14 protein-coding genes are annotated in these 17734 nt (G+C 70.5%); 10 read left to right on the top strand and 4 right to left on the bottom strand.

Going from position 1 to position 17734, the window contains the following annotated elements; all coding sequences use genetic code 11:
- Positions 1-109 precede the first annotated feature (109 nt).
- Positions 110-859 (top strand): sirohydrochlorin chelatase, encoded by a 750-nt coding sequence (locus ACIBQ8_RS40680; RefSeq protein ID WP_397194706.1) that lies wholly within the window; start codon positions 110-112, stop codon positions 857-859.
- A 596-nt stretch (positions 860-1455) separates the two neighbouring features.
- Here ACIBQ8_RS40680 and ACIBQ8_RS40675 read toward each other — a convergent pair.
- Positions 1456-2310, bottom strand: a complete 855-nt coding sequence (locus ACIBQ8_RS40675; protein ID WP_352325653.1) for a PAC2 family protein — start codon at positions 2308-2310, stop codon at positions 1456-1458.
- A 307-nt stretch (positions 2311-2617) separates the two neighbouring features.
- Here ACIBQ8_RS40675 and metH point away from each other — a divergent pair, with 307 nt between their 5' ends.
- The 8 genes from metH (at position 2618) to ACIBQ8_RS40635 (ending at position 13558) form a co-directional block, all read left to right on the top strand.
- Entirely contained in the window at positions 2618-6082 is a 3465-nt protein-coding gene (metH, locus tag ACIBQ8_RS40670) for a methionine synthase (protein WP_397177395.1), read from the top strand.
- A gap of 21 nt (positions 6083-6103) precedes the next feature.
- On the top strand, positions 6104-6745 hold the full coding sequence (locus ACIBQ8_RS40665) for an HAD family hydrolase (protein WP_397194705.1): 642 nt from the start codon (positions 6104-6106) through the stop codon (positions 6743-6745).
- Positions 6746-6830: 85 nt separating this feature from the next.
- Positions 6831-7295, top strand: coding sequence for a cellulose synthase (locus ACIBQ8_RS40660; RefSeq protein WP_397194704.1), 465 nt, complete (start codon positions 6831-6833; stop codon positions 7293-7295).
- A 274-nt stretch (positions 7296-7569) separates the two neighbouring features.
- Positions 7570-8568 (top strand): ABC transporter permease, encoded by a 999-nt coding sequence (locus ACIBQ8_RS40655; protein WP_397177400.1) that lies wholly within the window; start codon positions 7570-7572, stop codon positions 8566-8568.
- A gap of 63 nt (positions 8569-8631) precedes the next feature.
- Positions 8632-10398 (top strand): ABC transporter substrate-binding protein, encoded by a 1767-nt coding sequence (locus ACIBQ8_RS40650; RefSeq protein WP_397194703.1) that lies wholly within the window; start codon positions 8632-8634, stop codon positions 10396-10398.
- Between the two features lie 93 nt (positions 10399-10491).
- Complete coding sequence (locus tag ACIBQ8_RS40645) at positions 10492-11505, top strand: ABC transporter permease (protein WP_352364030.1); 1014 nt, start codon at positions 10492-10494, stop codon at positions 11503-11505.
- Positions 11502-12530 (top strand): ABC transporter ATP-binding protein, encoded by a 1029-nt coding sequence (locus ACIBQ8_RS40640; protein WP_397177402.1) that lies wholly within the window; start codon positions 11502-11504, stop codon positions 12528-12530. Before ACIBQ8_RS40645 ends, ACIBQ8_RS40640 begins: the two co-directional genes overlap by 4 nt.
- Positions 12527-13558 (top strand): ABC transporter ATP-binding protein, encoded by a 1032-nt coding sequence (locus ACIBQ8_RS40635; RefSeq protein WP_397177404.1) that lies wholly within the window; start codon positions 12527-12529, stop codon positions 13556-13558. The genes ACIBQ8_RS40640 and ACIBQ8_RS40635 overlap by 4 nt, the downstream gene beginning before the upstream one ends.
- 72 nt (positions 13559-13630) lie before the next feature.
- Here ACIBQ8_RS40635 and ACIBQ8_RS40630 read toward each other — a convergent pair whose 3' ends face one another.
- The 3 genes from ACIBQ8_RS40630 to ACIBQ8_RS40620 all read right to left on the bottom strand — a co-directional run bounded on the left by ACIBQ8_RS40630 (position 13631) and on the right by ACIBQ8_RS40620 (position 16429).
- Complete coding sequence (locus tag ACIBQ8_RS40630) at positions 13631-14314, bottom strand: response regulator (protein WP_397177406.1); 684 nt, start codon at positions 14312-14314, stop codon at positions 13631-13633.
- Positions 14311-15486 (bottom strand): sensor histidine kinase, encoded by a 1176-nt coding sequence (locus ACIBQ8_RS40625; RefSeq protein WP_397194702.1) that lies wholly within the window; start codon positions 15484-15486, stop codon positions 14311-14313. The genes ACIBQ8_RS40630 and ACIBQ8_RS40625 overlap by 4 nt, the downstream gene beginning before the upstream one ends.
- A gap of 82 nt (positions 15487-15568) precedes the next feature.
- On the bottom strand, positions 15569-16429 hold the full coding sequence (locus tag ACIBQ8_RS40620) for a RecB family exonuclease (protein ID WP_358011338.1): 861 nt from the start codon (positions 16427-16429) through the stop codon (positions 15569-15571).
- 116 nt (positions 16430-16545) lie between these two features.
- Here ACIBQ8_RS40620 and ACIBQ8_RS40615 point away from each other — a divergent pair, with 116 nt between their 5' ends.
- Entirely contained in the window at positions 16546-17682 is a 1137-nt protein-coding gene (locus ACIBQ8_RS40615) for a site-2 protease family protein (RefSeq protein WP_397177410.1), read from the top strand.
- The last annotated feature ends 52 nt before the right edge of the window (positions 17683-17734 follow it).

Raw genomic sequence — 17734 nt, 5'->3', positions numbered from 1 at the left:
TCACGAGCCGGGCGACAGCATGGCCCCCCAGCAGCCCGCCCACCCCATGCCTCCCGAGGAGCCCACCCGCTCTGGCCCGGCGCCGGGTCGGGGCGCTGCCCTGGTACGTGTGCCTGCTCCGGCGGAGGCGTTCGCGCCGGAGGACGGGGCCCTGCCCACGCTGGTGCTGGCCGCCCACGGCACGCGGAGCGCGGCGGGGGAGCGGGCGCTGGCCGCGCTGGCCCGCTCGGTCCGCAGGGCCCGGCCGGGATGCCGGGTCGAGCTGAGTTTCCTGGAGATCAGCGCGCCGCTGCTCGCCGACGTGCTGCCCGCCGTGCCGGGGCCGCTGGTGGTCGTGCCGTTGCTGCTGGCCGGGGGCTACCACGTGCACGTCGACCTGCCCGAGGTGGTCGCCGCCCATCGTCCGGACGCGCTGGTGGCCGGCCGGCTCGGTCCGCACACCCTGCTGACCTCGGCACTCGTCCGCACGCTGGCCCAGGCGGGGCTGCGCGCCGACGACACGGTGATCCTGGGCGCGGCGGGCTCGTCCGACCCCGCGGGGCTCGCCGACGTGCGCGCCGCGGCCCGGCAGCTCTCGGTACGCCTGTCGCGGCCGGTCACGGCGGCCTTCGCCACCTCGGGGACGCCGTCGCTGCCCGACGCGGTGGACCAGGCACGCAGGACGACTCATGGCCGGGTGGTGGTGGCCTCGTACGTACTGGCCCCCGGCTTCTTCCACGACCGGCTGACCGCCTCGGGCGCCGACCTGATCACCGCCCCGCTAGCTCCGGACCCCGCCGTGACCACCTTGATCTGGCACCGCCACGACCAGTCCCTCGCACACCAACCCTCACACCCGGCCCACGCAATACGCAGGTGACCCCGCACCGCCGGGAATCCGGCCACGCGACCTCGCAGGCACCAAGAGACGCAGCCAGCGACCTCGTCCCCTCGCCCCCGAGACGTGAGCGAGCGCCCCACAGCCCCAGCCTGGGCTGCACCTCAAGCAACCTCCCAGCCACAGCTTGGGAAACAGCCGAGCGACCACACAGCCCTGGCCCCGGACGTCCGACCTCCTGAACGCGGCCCGGGACATAGCTCCACAACCCCACCGCCCTGGCCTGGCCCCGGGGGTTGCCCGCCGAGTCGGCCGCCGGATGTGGAGGACAGCGCCACGGGACTCCTCCGGGAGCGAGCCACCGGGCGTGACGGCCTGAGCCGAGACGACCCCGGAGTCGGCGGCCGGGACAGCCAAGCCGCGCGATGCCCCCGGAGTCGGCGCCGGGGGAGCTAAGCCGCGCGATGCCCCCGGAGTCAGCCGCCGGGTGCGACAGCCTGGGCCGGAATGGGCCCCGGAGCCGGCCAACGGTTGTGGCGGTCTGGGCCGGGATGGCCCCCGGGGCCGGCGGGCCGGGGTGGCGGCTTGGGCTGCGATGCCCCGGCAGGCCGGCAGGTGTGGCGGGCTGGGGGGCGAGGTCAGCTGTCGGTGTCGCGGTCGCGGCGGCGCAGGTAGCGTTCGAACTCGGCGGCGATCGCGTCGCCGCTCGCCTCGGGGAGCTCGGCCGCGTCCTTGCGCTCCTCCAGCTCCTTGACGTATTCGGCCACCTCGCTGTCCTGCGAGGCCAGCTCGTCGACGCCGCGTTCCCAGGCGCGCGCCTCCTCGTCGAGGTCGCCGAGCGGCATCGGGATCTCCAGCACGTCCTCCATGCGGCGCAGCAGCGCGAGGGTGGCCTTCGGGTTGGGCGGCTGGGCGACGTAGTGGGGGACCGAGGCCCACAGCGAGATCGCGTCGAGCCCGGCCTCGCCGAAGGCGTGCTGGAGCACGCCGACGATGCCGGTGGGGCCCTCGTAGCGGCTGAGCTCCAGGTTGGTCGAACGGGCCAGCGCCTCGTCGGTGGCCCCGCCCAGGATCGGCACCGGACGGGTGTGCGGCGAGTCGTTGAGCAGCGCGCCCAGCATGACCGCCAGCTCGACGCCGAGCTCGCGGCAGACCTGGATGATGTCGGCGCAGAACGAGCGCCAGCGCATGTTGGGCTCGATGCCGCGCAGCAGCACCACGTCGCGCTCGCTGCCCGGCGGACGGGCGTGGAACAGCCGCGTCGTCGGCCACACGATGGACCGGGTCAGCCCGTCGCCCATCTCCACCACGGGACGGGTGACCTGGAAGTCGTAGTAGTCGTCGGGGTCGAGCGCGATCAGCGGCTCGGCCTTCCAGGACGACTCGAGATGGGCGATCACACCGCTGGAAGCCTCGCCCGCGTCGTTCCAGCCCTCGAACGCGGCAATGAGCACCGGGTCGACGAGCTCGGGGAGCCCTTCGAGCTCGATCACGTGTCGCCTCCTCTCTCCCTCATCGCGCTAAGCCTATGCGGTAAGCAGGCGTCGGCGTCACCGATCTCCCCGCGAACGCTCCGAGCCACCGGCCCACCCCTTTCGCCCAGCCCACCACGCGACTATCCCCCGTCCCGCAGCGCTCACCCCTCCCTTCCGTTCGCCCCTAGCGGATCACCCCGAAAGGGGGCGGACCGCCCGCCCGGAGCACGCGACGGAAGCAGGACGGGCCCGCCGGTATTGGACGCCGGGTCAATTGACAGGCGGAAGAATAAGCGGTCGGGACTCAGCCGATAAGCTCTACGGCATGAGCATCTCCCCGTCCTTCCGAGAAGTGTTGTCCCAGCGCGTGATCGTGGCCGACGGGGCTATGGGCACGATGCTCCAGGCGCAGGACCCGACGCTCGACGACTTCGAGGGGCACGAGGGCTGCAACGAGGTCCTCAACGTCACCCGTCCCGACATCGTCCAGGGCGTGCACGACGCGTACTTCGCCGTCGGCGTCGACTGCGTCGAGACCAACACCTTCGGCGCCAACCTGGCCGCCCTCGGCGAGTACGACATCGGCGAGCGCGTCTTCGAGTACTCCGAGGCCGGCGCCCGCATCGCCCGCGAGCGGGCCGACCACTGGTCCACGCCCGAGCAGCCGCGCTTCGTCCTCGGCTCGATGGGTCCTGGCACCAAGCTGCCGACGCTGGGCCACCTGCCCTACCGCAGCCTGCGCGACGCCTACCGCGACAACGCGGCCGGCCTGATCGCGGGCGGCGCCGACGCGCTCATCATCGAGACCTGCCAGGACCTGCTCCAGGTCAAGGCCGCCGTCATCGGCGCCAAGCGGGCCGTCGAGGCCGCCGGCCGGGACGTCCCGATCATCGCCCAGGTGACGATCGAGACCAACGGCGCGATGCTGCTCGGCTCGGAGATCGGCGCCGCGCTCACCGCGATCGAGCCGCTCGGCGTCGACATCGTCGGGCTCAACTGCGCGACCGGCCCGGCCGAGATGAGCGAGCACCTGCGCTACCTCGCCCGCCACTCGCGGCTCAAGCTGTCCTGCATGCCCAACGCCGGCCTGCCGGTGCTCACCTCCGACGGCGCGTACTACCCGCTGTCGGCGCAGGAGCTGGCCGACGCGCACGAGACCTTCGCCCGCGACTACGGCCTGTCGCTGGTCGGCGGCTGCTGCGGCACCACCCCCGAGCACCTGCGCCAGGTGGTCGAGCGGGTGCGCGGCAAGGAGCCGGTCGCGCGCCGCCCCCACCCCGAGCCGGGCGCCTCCTCCCTCTACCAGACGGTCCCCTTCCGCCAGGACACCTCCTACCTGGCCATCGGCGAGCGCTGCAACACCAACGGCTCCAAGGCCTTCCGCGAGGCGATGCTGGAGGGCCGCTGGGACGACTGCGTGGAGACCGCCCGCGACCAGGCCCGCGACGGCGCCCACATGCTCGACCTGTGCGTCGACTACGTCGGCCGCGACGGCGTGGCCGACATGAAGGAGCTGGCCTTCCGCTTCGCCACCGCCTCCACGCTGCCGATCATGCTCGACTCCACCGAGCCCGCCGTGCTCCAGGCCGGCCTGGAGATGCTCGGCGGCCGCGCGGCCGTCAACTCCGTCAACTACGAGGACGGCGACGGCCCCGACTCCCGCTTCCAGAAGATCATGCGCCTGGTGCGCGAGCACGGCGCGGCCGTCGTCGCGCTGACCATCGACGAGGAGGGCCAGGCCCGCACCGCCGACTGGAAGGTGCGCGTGGCCACCCGCCTGATCGAGGACCTGACCGGCAACTGGGGCATGCGCGTCGAGGACATCATCGTCGACTGCCTGACCTTCCCCATTGCGACGGGCCAGGAGGAGACCAGGCGCGACGGCCTGGAGACCATCGAGGCCATCCGCGAGCTCAAGCGCCGCTACCCGGGCGTCCAGACCACGCTGGGCCTGTCCAACATCAGCTTCGGCCTCAACCCGGCCGCCCGCATGGTGCTCAACTCGGTGTTCCTCAACGAGTGCGTCAACGCCGGCCTCGACTCCGCCATCGTGCACGCCTCCAAGATCCTGCCGATGGCCCGCATCCCCGACGAGCAGCGCCAGGTCGCGCTCGACATGGTCTACGACCGCCGCCGCGAGGGCTACGACCCGCTGCAGCGCTTCATGGACCTGTTCGAGGGCGTCGACGCCGCGGCCATGCGCGCCGGCAAGGCCGAGGAGCTGGCCGCGCTGCCGCTGTGGGAGCGGCTCAAGCGGCGCATCATCGACGGCGAGCGCAAGGGCCTGGAGGCCGACCTCGACGACGCGCTCACCCAGCGTCCCGCGCTGGAGATCATCAACGAGGTGCTGCTCGACGGCATGAAGACGGTCGGCGAGCTGTTCGGCTCCGGCCAGATGCAGCTGCCGTTCGTGCTCCAGTCGGCCGAGGTGATGAAGGCCGCGGTGGCCTACCTGGAGCCGCACATGGACCGCGTCGAGGGCGAGACCAAGGGCCGCATCGTGCTGGCCACGGTCAAGGGCGACGTGCACGACATCGGCAAGAACCTGGTGGACATCATCCTGTCCAACAACGGCTACCAGGTGGTCAACCTCGGCATCAAGCAGCCGGTCTCGGCCATCCTGGAGGCCGCCGACGAGCAGAAGGCCGACGTGATCGGCATGTCCGGGTTGCTGGTGAAGTCGACGGTCATCATGAAGGAGAACCTGGAGGAGATGAACTCCAGGGGCCTGTCGGAGAAGTACCCGGTGCTGCTCGGCGGCGCCGCGCTCACCCGCGCCTACGTCGAGCAGGATCTCGCCGAGCTGTTCGAGGGCGAGGTGCGCTACGCCCGCGACGCGTTCGAGGGGCTGCGGCTGATGGACTCCTTCATGGCCGTCAAGCGCGGCGTCGAGGGCGCCACGCTGCCGCCGCTGCGCGAGCGGCGGGTCAAGACCGGCGCGGTGCTGCAGCGCACGCCGGTGGAGGAGCTGCCCGCCCGCTCCGACGTGGCCGCCGACAACCCGGTGCCGGCCGCGCCCTTCCACGGCGACCGCGTGGTCAAGGGCATCTCGCTGGCCGAGTACTCCGCCTTCCTCGACGAGCGCGCCCTGTTCCTGGGCCAGTGGGGCCTCAAGCCCACCAGGGGCGGCGACGGGCCCGGCTACGAGGAGCTGGTCGAGACCGAGGGCCGGCCCCGGCTGCGCATGTGGCTGGAGCGCATGCAGACCGAGGGCCTGCTGGAGGCGGCCGTTGTCTACGGCTACTTCCCGTGCGTCAGCGACGGCGACTCGCTGATCATCCTGGGCGACGACGGCAACGAGCGCACCCGCTTCACCTTCCCGCGCCAGCGCCGCGACCGGCACCTGTGCCTGGCCGACTTCTTCCGCGGCAAGGACTCCGGCGAGGTCGACGTCGTCGGCTTCCAGGTGGCCACCATGGGCGCCAAGATCTCCCAGGCCACCGCCGAGCTGTTCGCCAAGGACGCCTACCGCGACTACCTGGAGCTGCACGGCCTGTCGGTGCAGCTCACCGAGGCGCTGGCCGAGTACTGGCACGCCCGGGTGCGCGCGGAGTGGGGCATCGGCGGCCAGGAGACCCTCGACGACATGCTCAAGGTCAACATCCAGGGCTGCCGCTACTCCTTCGGCTACCCGGCCTGCCCCAACCTGGAGGACCAGCAGCAGCTGTTCGAGCTGCTCGACCCGGGGCGCATCGGCGTCAGCCTGTCGGAAGAGTTCCAGCTCCACCCCGAGCAGGCCACCTCGGCGCTGGTCGCGCACCACCCCGAGGCCAAGTACTTCAACGTCTAGTTCGTCATCGGGGGAAAGCACGTGGAAGCGGTCTTCTTCGACATGGACGGCCTGCTCGTCGACAGCGAGAAGGTCTGGCTGGAGATCGAGACCAGGGTGATGGCCAGGCTCGGCGCCGCCTGGACGCCGCAGCACCAGGCCCACCTGGTCGGCGGGTCCATGGAGCGCACGCTCGACTACATGCTCGCCGTCTCCGGGGCCGACGTGCCGGCGCCGACGGTGCAGGAGTGGATGGTCTCCGGCATGGTCGAGCGCCTGGCCGAGGGCGTCGCCGTCATGCCGGGGGCCGCGGAGCTGCTGGAGGCGCTGCGCGACGAGGGGGTGCCGGTCGGCCTGGTCACCTCGTCGATGAAGGAGATCGCCGACGCCGTGCTGAAGGGCTTCGGCGAAGACCGCTTCGACATCGTCGTCACCGCCGCCGACGTCGAGCGGACCAAGCCCGACCCCGAGCCCTACCTCAAGGCCGCCGGGCTGCTCGGCGTCGAGCCGGTGCGCTGCGTGGTGCTGGAGGACTCACCCAACGGCGTGGCGGCCGCCACGGCGGCCGGGTGCGCCGTCGTGGCCGTCCCCAACCTGCTGCCCGTCGAGCCGGCCCCCGGCCGCCTGGTGGTCTCCTCGCTGGCCGAGGTCGGCGTCGCCGATCTGCGCGCGCTGATCCCCTAGGGGGCGTCTGGTCCTCGCGGAGGAGAGGCCCCCGGCGTTTCGCGTGCCAGGATGGAAGGCGTAGTCGAGACGAGGGGCGGCCTCAATGTTCAATCAGATCGCCTGGTTGCCGCTGTGCGCCGGGGTGACGGCGGTAGGGCTGGTGCTGAGCTTCCTGGCCTTCAGGCGCCGGGGCGCGGCGGCGGGGACGAGGCTGGCGGCCTGGTCCCTGCTGCCGGTGGCGGCCTACCTGACCGGCGCGCTCAGCGCGCTGTGGACGATCGGGGCGACCGCGGTGGGGTTCGTCACCGGGCTGGTGCTCAATCCGATGGTGTGGGCCGGTGTGGCCGTGGCTGGCCTGGCCGCCGTGCTGTTCGTGGTCTCCGGGGTGATGCGCGGCCGCAGGCTGTCCTTGGGCCGCAAGAAGAAGGCCGCTCCGGAGCCGGGCGGGAAGCCGCCGGTTCAGCCCGTAGCGAACAAGACCCAGCCGTCGGTGGCCGCCAAGACCCCCAAGAACGACGATGACTTCTCCGATATCGAAGCGCTTCTGAAGCGCCGCGGGATCAGCTGATTTCGGACGGAAACGGTCGTGGATCGGCACTGTCACAGTTCCGAGACCCAACCGGGACGGGCCGTAGACATTCACATCAAGATCGATACGAATAAGTTTCGCGTGAATCACAGTTGAGCCACATCGAGCGCTGAGGGACTGGTCATACCAGCTCAGGCCATAGATTCTGCCTCCTGGGGCCGCGACTCTGCGGACTCGCCTTGCACGGGCGCACTACCCTGACCGGGTCGCGCCGACACGGACGACGTCGTCTGGAATCCAGGGGGCCACTGGCATGACCGCACCGCTCGATGTTCCTGACTCGGCCGTCGAGGCCGGGCCGGAGACCGTTCTTGAGGGGGCGGAGTCTTCAGTCATCCGGGGGCGTTCCCTCGGGCAGATCGCCTGGATGCGCCTCAAGCGCGACCGCATCGCGATGATCGGCGGCATCGTCATCGTCCTGCTGATCCTCGTGGCGATCTTCGCGCCGCTGCTGGTGTCGTGGTTCGGTCACGACCCGGCCGAATGGCACCGGGAGAAGATCGACCCGGCGATCCAGGCTCCGATCGGCGCCTTCGGCGGCATGAGCTGGGACTTCCTGTTCGGTGTCGAGCCCACCACGGGCCGCGACCTGTTCAGCCGGATCCTGTACGGCGCCCGCATCTCGCTGCTGATCGCGTTCTTCGCGACGCTGCTGTGCGTGGTGATCGGCACCGTGCTGGGCATGATCGCCGGCTTCTTCGGCGGCTGGGTCGACACCGTCATCTCCCGCCTCATGGACATCTTCCTCGCCTTCCCGCTGCTGGTGTTCGCACTGGCGCTGGCCGGCGTCATCCCCGACAAGGCGTTCGGCATGTCGGGCGACACCCTCAGGATCAGCCTGCTGGTCTTCATCATCGGCTTCTTCAACTGGCCCTACATCGGGCGCATCATCCGGGGCCAGACGCTCTCCCTGCGCGAGCGGGAGTTCGTCGACGCCTCCAGAAGCCTGGGTGCGCGCAGCCACACGATCTTGTTCAAGGAGATCCTGCCCAACCTGCTCGCGCCGATCCTCGTGTACTCGACGCTGCTGATCCCGTCGAACATCCTGTTCGAGGCCGCACTCTCCTTCCTCGGCGTGGGCGTGCGGCCGCCGACCCCCACGTGGGGAGGCATGCTGGCTGAGGCGGTCCACAACTACGACGTGGCGCCCAACTTCATGATCTTCCCCGGCCTCGCGATCTTCATCACCGTGCTGGCGTTCAACCTGCTCGGTGACGGCCTCAGGGACGCCTTCGATCCCAAGGCCCGATAAGGCCTCGTGAGTAGTTTTCCGCAAGTTCTCTCAACTCCTAGATTCAAGGGGTGTGTCAGGTCGATGAAGATGAGATCTAAGGCGTCGGCGATCGCGGTGACCGCCGCTCTCGCCGTGGTCGTCTCCGCGTGTGGCGGCGGCGGTGGCAGCAAGAACACCAGCGGCTCGGGCAGCGACGACAAGCCGTCCAGCAAGTACAACGCGGGCGTGACGGCGGTCATCAACCCGTCGGAGAAGGTCGGCGGCACCCTCCACATGGGCATGCCCGGCGACTTCGACTCGGTGGACCCGGGCGACATGTACTACGGCTACGCCTGGAACTTCGCCCGCCTCTACACGCGCGCGCTCACCATGTTCAAGCCGGTCCCCGGCGAGGAGGGCCTGCAGCTCGTCGGCGACCTGGCCGAGGGCCTGGGCACGCCGAGCGACGGCGGCAAGACGTGGACGTACAAGCTGCGCAAGGGCGTCAAGTTCGAGGACGGCACCCCGGTGACCTCGAAGGACGTCAAGTACGGCGTGGCGCGCTCGCTGGACAAGGACATCCTGCCCAGCGGCCCGACGTACTTCAACGACTGGCTCGACCTCGGCGGCTACACCGGCCCGTACAAGATGAAGGGCAAGCTCGACGACCTCAAGGCGATCGAGACGCCCGACGACCAGACCATCGTCTTCCACCTGAAGAAGCCGTACGGCGGTTTCGACTACTTCGCCATGCTCCCGCAGACGGCCCCCGTGCCCGAGGCCAAGGACACCGGCTCGAAGTACAAGGAGCACCCGGTCGCGACCGGCCCGTACATGTTCAAGGCGCACGAGCTCACCAAGCGCATCGAGCTCGTCAAGAACCCGAACTGGGACGCGGCGACCGACCCCAACCGCAAGCAGCTCAACGACTCGATCGAGGTGCTGCTCGGCCAGAACGAGGACGACCTCGACCAGCGCCTGCTCTCCGGCAAGATCGACGTCAAGGTCAACAGCACCGGCGTGGCGGCCAACGCCCGCAAGACGGTCCTGACCGACGAGAAGGTCAAGCAGTACGCCGACTCGGCCCCGATCGACCGCACCTGGTTCACCAACATCAACGGTGACGTGCCGCCGTTCGACAACATCCACTGCCGCAAGGCCGTGCTGTACGCGACCGACCGCTCGGCCATCCAGGGCGCCTACGGCGGCCCGGACGCCGGTGGCGACGTGGCCCTCAGCCTCATGCCGGCCAAGATGACCGGCTACGAGAAGATCGACCCCTACGGCGTCGAGGCCAACCCGACCGGTGACCTCGCCAAGGCCAAGGAGGAGCTGGCGGCCTGCGGCCAGCCCAACGGCTTCAGCACCACCATCTCCTTCCGCAACGAGCGCTCGGCCGAGAAGCAGACCGCCGAGTCGCTGCAGCAGTCGCTCGGCCGCGTGGGCATCAAGCTGGAGCTCAAGGGCTTCCCGCAGGGTGACTACTTCAAGCTCTACGCCGGCAAGCCCGACTTCGCCAAGAAGAACGGCCTGGGCCTCATGGTCTACGGCTGGGGCGCCGACTACCCCGAGGGCTTCGGCTTCTTCCAGCAGATCGTCGACAGCCGGGTCATCCGTCCCGCCGGTAACACCAACCTCGGCGTGAAGGACCCCAAGATCGACGAGCTGATCGACCAGGCCGCGGGCGAGACCGACGCGACCAAGCGCAACAGCATCTGGGCCGCCGTCGACAAGCAGGTCATGGAGTCGGCCTACATCCTTCCCTACGTCTGGGCGCACGGCCTGTTCTACCGTCCGCCGCAGCTGAAGAACGTCTTCGTCTCCCAGAACTGGGGCATGTACGAGTTCCTCACGCTGAGCACCCAGTAGCAACGGCGCATACTGCCGGAACGTCCCGTACCGAAAGCAGGTGAAGGCTTCGGCGGCCGGGCTCACAAGGCCCGGCCGCCATGGCCGAGATCAGTGTTCACATACATTCTCAGACGGTTGATAGCGGCCGTCATGCTGCTCTTCGTGGTGAGCATCGCGACGTTCGCCATCTTCTTCCTCGTGCCTCGGCTCGCTGGGATGTCCGCTGACGACCTGGCCTCCCGGTACGTGGGCAAGGCGGCCAACGCCGAGGTGATCCACGACACGGCTGTGCGCCTCGGCTTCTACGACCCGATCCTGGTCCAGTACGGACGTTTCGTACAGGGCATCTTCGTCGGCGTCGATCGCAACTACGGCCCCGGCATCGAGCACTGCCCGGCGCCCTGCTTCGGCTACAGCTACGTCAGCCAGAACCCGGTCCTGCCCGACCTGCTCAACCGCCTGCCGATCACCTTGTCGCTGGCGCTCGGCGCGGCCGTGGTGTGGGTCATCTTCGGCGTGGCCACCGGCGTGTTGTCGGCGCTGCGCCGCGGCAGCTTCTTCGACCGCCTGTCCATGGGCATCGCCCTGGCCGGCGTCTCGCTGCCGATCTTCTTCACCGGCATCGTCTCCCTGGCCATCTTCCGCGACCAGCTCGGCCTGGTCGGCGACGTGGCCGACTGGGTGCCGATCAGCGAAGACCCGCTCACCTGGGCCAACAACCTCATGCTGCCCTGGGTGACGCTCGCCTTCCTGTACGCCGCCGGCTACGCCCGCCTCACCCGCGCGGGCATGCTGGAGACCATGTCGGAGGACTACATCCGCACGGCCAGGGCCAAGGGCCTGCCCGAGCGGAAGGTGGTGCTCAAACACGGGCTGCGGGCCACGCTCACCCCCGTGGTCACCATGTTCGGCCTCGACCTGGGGCTGCTGCTCGGCGGCGCCGTCCTGACCGAGAGCACCTTCTCGCTGCCCGGCATCGGCAAGTACGCCGTCGACGCCATCAGCAACAACGACCTTCCCCAGGTGATGGGCGTCACGATCGTCGCGGCGGCCTTCATCATCCTGGCCAACCTGATCGTCGACCTGCTCTACGCGGTCGTTGACCCGAGAGTGAGGCTGGCGTGAGTCCCTTCCTCGACGTCAAGGACCTGAAGATCCACTTCCCGACCGACGACGGCCTGGTCAGGTCCGTCGACGGGCTGACCTTCAGTCTCGAACGCGGCAAGACCCTCGGCATCGTCGGCGAGTCCGGCTCGGGCAAGTCGGTGACCAGCCTCGGCATCCTCGGCCTGCACAAGGGCAAGGGCGCCAACGTCTCGGGCGAGATCTGGCTCGACGGCGAGGAGCTCGTGGGCGCCTCGCAGGAGCACGTGCGCGGGCTGCGCGGCAAGAAGATGGCGATGATCTTCCAGGATCCGCTGTCGGCGATGCACCCCTTCTACACCGTCGGCGACCAGATCGTCGAGGCGTACCGGATCCACCACAAGGTCAGCAAGGCCGTCGCCAAGAAGCACGCCGTGGACATGCTGGGCCGCGTGGGCATCCCCGAGCCGCAGCGCCGCGTCGACTCCTACCCGCACGAGTTCTCCGGCGGCATGCGCCAGCGCGCGATGATCGCCATGGCGCTGTCGTGCGACCCCGAGCTGCTCATCGCCGACGAGCCGACCACCGCGCTCGACGTGACCGTGCAGGCCCAGATCCTCGACCTCATGGTCGACCTGCAGCGCGAGTTCAACTCCGCGCTGATCATCATCACCCACGACCTGGGCGTGGTGGCCGAGCTGTCCGACGACATCCTGGTCATGTACGGCGGCAAGTGCATCGAGTACGGCACCGCCGACGACATCTTCTACCGTCCCGAGCACCCCTACACATGGGGTCTACTGGGATCGATGCCCCGCCTCGACCGGGAGCCCACCGAGCGGCTGATGCCGATCAAGGGCTCGCCGCCGTCCCTGATCAACGTGCCTCCGGGCTGCGCCTTCCACCCCCGCTGCCCCTACGCCGAGCGCACCGGGGGCAAGTCCAGCAGTGAGGTGCCCGGCCTGATCGAGACCGAGGGCGGCCACCTGGTGCGCTGCCACATGAGCAGGACGGAGCGGCGGGAGCTGTGGGAGAACGAGATCAAGCCAGTGCTGGAGAGCCAGTGAGCGAGACGGTGACCGCGAACGAGCCGCTTCTTTCCGTCCAAGGACTGGAGAAGCACTTCCCGGTGACAAAGGGCCTGCTCAAGCGGCAGGTCGGCGCCGTCAAGGCGGTCGACGGGGTCAGCTTCGACGTCTTCAAGGGCGAGACGCTCGGCCTGGTGGGGGAGTCCGGCTGCGGCAAGTCCACCACCGGCCGCCTGGTCACCAGGCTCCTTGAGCCGACCGGCGGCAAGGTCGTCTTCGAGGGCCAGGACATCACGCACATGGGGCAGGGCAGGCTCAGGCCGCTCCGCCGCGACATGCAGATGATCTTCCAGGACCCGTTCTCGTCGCTGAACCCCCGCCACACCGTCGGCACCATCGTCGGCGCGCCGTTCCGCATCCAGGGCGTGCAGACCGAGAACGGCGTCAAGAAGGCGGTCCAGGACATCCTCGCCCTGGTCGGGCTCAACCCCGAGCACTACAACCGCTACCCGCACGAGTTCTCCGGCGGTCAGCGGCAGCGCATCGGCATCGCCCGCACGCTCGCGCTCAAGCCCAAGCTCATCATCGCCGACGAGCCGGTCTCCGCGCTCGACGTGTCCATCCAGGCCCAGGTCGTCAACCTGCTGGAGGACCTGCAGAACGAGCTCGACCTGACCTACGTCGTGATCGCCCACGACCTGTCGGTGGTGCGCCACATCAGCGACCGGGTCGCGGTCATGTACCTGGGCAAGATCGTCGAGATCGCCGACCGCAAGAGCCTGTACAGCTCGCCGATGCACCCCTACACCAACGCCCTGCTGTCGGCCGTGCCCGTGCCCGACCCCAAGGCGCGCAAGGAACGCGAGCGCATCAGGCTCACCGGCGACGTGCCGAGCCCGCTCAACCCGCCGCCCGCCTGCCGCTTCCACACCCGCTGCTGGAAGGCGCAGGAGATCTGCAAGACGGTCGAGCCGCCCCTGGAGCAGCTGGCCGGCGGCCACCGCGTGGCCTGCCACTTCCCGGAGAACGCCCCCGCCGCCGCGACCGCCGCGGCGACGCAGGCCTGACCCCGGCGTGACGCGGGCCCGACGCGGGCCCGGAGACCTTGCGGCCGCCGCCCTCCTGCCGGGGCGGCGGCCTCAGGACATCGCGCCGGGCGTGATCAGCCCGGTCTCGTACGCCAGCACCACGGCCTGCACCCGGTCGCGCAGCCCCAGCTTGGTCAGCACGTTGCCCACGTGCGTCTTGACCGTCGTCTCGCTCACCACGAGCTTGGCCGCGATCTCCGCGTTGGACATGCCCTTGGCGATCAGCCGCAGCACCTCCAGCTCCCGCTCGGTCAGCCGGTCGAGGCGGGCCGGCGTGGCCTGCTCGTAGGCCGAGGGCAGCCGCTTGGAGAACCGGTCGAGCAGCCGCCTGGTCACGCTCGGCGCCACGATCGCGTCGCCCGCGGCCACCACCCGGATCGCCTGCACCAGCTCGTCGGGCGGCACGTCCTTCAGCAGGAAGCCCGAGGCTCCCGACCGCAGCGCCTCCACGATGTACTCGTCGAGGTCGAACGTGGTCAGCACCAGCACCTTCGGCACGTGCGCCGTGGGCGCGGCCTCCCGCACGATCCGGCGGGTCGCCTCGATGCCGTCGACGCCCGGCATGCGGATGTCCATGAGCACGACGTCGGGCAGCAGCGCCCTGGTCTGCTCCATTGCGCCCTTGCCGTCGCCGGCCTGGCCGACCACCGTGATGTCGGGCTCGGCCTCCAAGATCAGGCGGAATCCCGTGCGCAGCAGCGGCTGGTCGTCCACCAGCAGCACTCTGATCGTCATTGGCCGTCCTTCAACGGGAAGCTCGCCCGCACCTCGAAACCGCCCCCCGGTCGCGGACCGATGTTCAGAATTCCACCATAGAGTGCGACCCGCTCGCGAATGCCGACCAGACCGTGGCCCGGCCGGTCGGCCGCCGGAGCCGCGCCCCTGCCGTCGTCCTCGACGCGTACGTCAAGGCCCGAGGGGGCGTGCGAGACGGTGACCACCGCCTCGGCCCCGGCGCCCGCGTGCCGCAGGCTGTTCGTCAGCCCCTCCTGGACCAGCCGGTAGGCGGCCAGGTCGACCCCCGCGGGCAGCGGCCGCGGCTCGCCCTCCACGCGCAGCCGCGTGGGCAGCCCCGCCTCGCGCATCTGCTCCACCAGCACCGGCAGGTCGCCCACGCCCGGCTGCGGCCCCAGCTCGGCCCGCGCGTCGGTACGCAGCACGCCCACGATGTTGCGCATCTCGGACATGGCCAGCCGCCCGGTGTTCTCGATCGCCGACAGCGCCTCCCGCGCCAGGTCGGGATCGGCGGCCAGCACCCGGCGGGCAGCGGCCGCCTGCACCGTCATCACGCTCACGTGGTGGGCCACCACGTCGTGCAGCTCGCGGGCGATGCGCGAGCGCTCCTCGGCCCGCGCGGCCCGCGTGTCGGCCGCGTGGGCCCGCTCCAGCCTGGCCGCCCGGTCGCGCAGCTCCTCCAGGTACGCCCGCCGCAGCCGCAGGCTCCGGCCCGCCCCCCAGACCGCCAGCAGCACCAGGACCGCCACCACGTGCCCGCTCGCGCCCGGCGGCAGGTCCGGCGCGGCCAGCGCCCCCAGCGCGTACGTCAGCAGCGAGACCAGCAGCCCGCCCAGCGCCACCGCCAGCCCCCGGTTGGAGGCCACCGAGTACACCAGCACCAGGCTGGACACCCCCGACGCGCCGGTGCCGTAACCCAGCGCGGTCAGCGCCGTCTCGGGGATCAGGCCGGCGCACAGCGCCGCCAGCGGCCAGCGCCTGCGCACCGCGATGGGCGCGGCGGCCAGCACCAGCAGCGCCGCGCCGAGCCCGTCGGGCGCGCGCATGCTCACCGTCGTCAGCTCCGCCGGCTCCAGGCGCTCGGGCCCGTAGAGGAGGAAGAGCGTCACCGAGGCCGCGGCCACCACCACGGCCAGGACCGTGTCGTGGAACAGGGGTCGGTCGATCCGCACCGCTTCACTGTAGGCCCAGGTGAGAGCCTTGAACTCCTCCCTTCGGAGGATTAGGAGCGGCCTGTCGGAGGGCTATCGGCGGCTACAGCTCGTCGGTGGCCGCGCGCCGGTTGCTGCGCACCGTGTCGCCCGGCTGGCGGTCGGGCACCGGCGGCGGGGTGCCGCCGAACTCCGGGCACAGCGCCTGGTGGTCGCACCAGTCGCACAGCCGGCTGCGGCGCGCCCGCCACTCGCCGGTCTCCAGCGCCCGCTCGATCGCCGTCCACAGCGCCATCACCTTGCGCTCGGTGGCCAGCAGGTCGGCCTCGTCGGGGGCGTAACGCAGCACCTCGCCGCGCCCGCCCAGGTAGACCAGCTGCAACAGCCGGGGGACCTGCCCGCGCAGCCGCCACAGCACCAGCGCGTAGAACTTCATCTGGAACAGCGCCTTGGCCTCGAAGTCGGGGCCGGGCGCGCTGCCCGTCTTGTAGTCGACCACCCGGACCTCGCCGGTGGGCGCCACGTCGAGCCGGTCGACGTAGCCCCGCAGCATCAGGCCGCCCTCCAGCACCGCCTGCACGTAGAGCTCGCGCTCGGCGGGCTCCAGCCGGGTCGGGTCCTCCAGCGTGAAGTAGCGCTCCAGCATCGCCCGCGCCTGCGCCAGCCACTCGGCCTGCTCGGCGTCGTCGGCGAACATCCGCGCGTACTGCTCGTCCTCCTGCAGCAGCCGCTGCCACTGGGGCTCCAGCAGCTCCAGCGCCGCCTGCACCGACCGGCGCGGCGCCGGCAGGTCGTAGAGCCGCTCCAGCACGGCGTGCACCACGGTGCCGCGCACGGCCGCGGGGGAGGGTTTCTCGGGCAGCTGGTCGATGACCCGGAACCGGTAGAGCAGGGGACAGGTCATGAAATCGCCTGCCCGGGACGGGGAGAGAGCTCCGATGATCACCGGTTCGGTCAACGTCATGCACCGCACTCTAGGTCAAGAGCCCGACAGAATAACCCTCGCCGGGACGAGGATCACGTGATCCGGCGCGTAGCATCGAGGCAGCAACAGCACGTAATGGACGTACGAGGAGTGCGGTGAGCGAGCAGAGCCCGCGTCAGGAGTTCCCCGGCCTTCGGATGGGGCGGCCCTTCGGCATCCCGGTGTACGTCTCCTGGACGTGGTTCATCGTCGCTGCCTTCATCACCGTCATGTTCGGCCCCCGCATGCGCGACATGCTGCCCGAGCTGGACAGCACCGTCGCCTACGCGGTGGCCTTCGTCTTCGCCGTGCTGCTCTACGTCTCGGTGCTGCTGCACGAGCTGGCCCACAGCGTGCTGGCCAAGATGTTCGGCCTGCCGGTGCGCCGGATCACCCTCTACTTCCTCGGCGGCGTGTCGGAGATCGAGAAGGAGCCGCCCACGCCGGGCAAGGAGTTCCTGGTCGCCGCCGCCGGGCCGGGCCTGTCGCTGGGCCTGGCCGGGCTCGGCCTGCTCGCCGACACGTACGTGATCAACGACGGCGGCATCGCCGAGGTGCTCATCTGGCAGCTGTGGGTGGCCAACCTCATCGTCGGCGTGTTCAACCTGCTGCCCGGCCTGCCGCTCGACGGCGGCCGGATGCTGCGCGCGGGCGTGTGGAAGCTGACCAGGAACCCCGGCTCCGGCACGGTCGTGGCCGCCTGGGGCGGGCGCGTGCTGGCCGTGCTGCTGGTCGTCCTGCCGTTCGCGACGTCGATGACGAGCGGGCAGGAGTTCGACCCCGTCGAGCTGCTGTGGCCGGTGGTGCTGGCCTCCTTCATCTGGATGGGCGCCACCCAGTCGCTGCGCGTGGCCCGCATCCGCGCCCGCATCCCGCAGGTCAACGCGCGCGCGCTGGCCCGCAGGGCGATCCCGGTGGCGGCCGAGACGCCGCTGGCCGAGGCGCTGCGGCAGGCCGCCGAGCAGCGGGCGGGCGCCCTGGTGGTGGTCGACCACGACGGACGGCCGGTCGCCATCGTCAACGAGGCCGCCGTCCAGGCCACTCCCGAGCACCGGCGCCCGTGGGTCGACGTCGGCTCGCTGGCCAAGGCGCTCGAACCGACCATGGTGCTGGCCGCCGACCTGACCGGCGAGCCGCTCATCGACGCCATGCGCTCGGCCCCCGCCGGGGAGTACCTGCTGGTGGAGCACGGCGGCGAGATCTACGGCGTGCTCGCCACCGCCGACGTCAACCGCGTCTTCACCGGGGTCTGACATGCCCGGCGCGTTTGCGGCTAAGGTCTTGTCCGGCCACTTCCCGTAGCCC

Origin of the sequence: Nonomuraea sp. NPDC049646, assembly GCF_044465525.1 — a bacterium.
GTDB lineage: Bacteria > Actinomycetota > Actinomycetes > Streptosporangiales > Streptosporangiaceae > Nonomuraea.
Note: the sequence above shows the minus strand (reverse complement) of the source record. Positions and strands in the feature narration are given on the sequence as shown.

Excerpts from the sequence above, each read along its gene's own strand:
- ACIBQ8_RS40660 (WP_397194704.1), top strand. The coding sequence starts at position 6,831 with ATGTTCAATCAGATCGCCTGGTTGCCGCTGTGCGCCGGGGTGACGGCG.
- ACIBQ8_RS40650 (WP_397194703.1), top strand. The coding sequence starts at position 8,632 with ATGAAGATGAGATCTAAGGCGTCGGCGATCGCGGTGACCGCCGCTCTC.
- ACIBQ8_RS40630 (WP_397177406.1), bottom strand. The coding sequence starts at position 14,314 with ATGACGATCAGAGTGCTGCTGGTGGACGACCAGCCGCTGCTGCGCACG.
- metH (WP_397177395.1), top strand. The coding sequence starts at position 2,618 with ATGAGCATCTCCCCGTCCTTCCGAGAAGTGTTGTCCCAGCGCGTGATC.
- ACIBQ8_RS40655 (WP_397177400.1), top strand. The coding sequence starts at position 7,570 with ATGACCGCACCGCTCGATGTTCCTGACTCGGCCGTCGAGGCCGGGCCG.
- ACIBQ8_RS40620 (WP_358011338.1), bottom strand. The coding sequence starts at position 16,429 with ATGACGTTGACCGAACCGGTGATCATCGGAGCTCTCTCCCCGTCCCGG.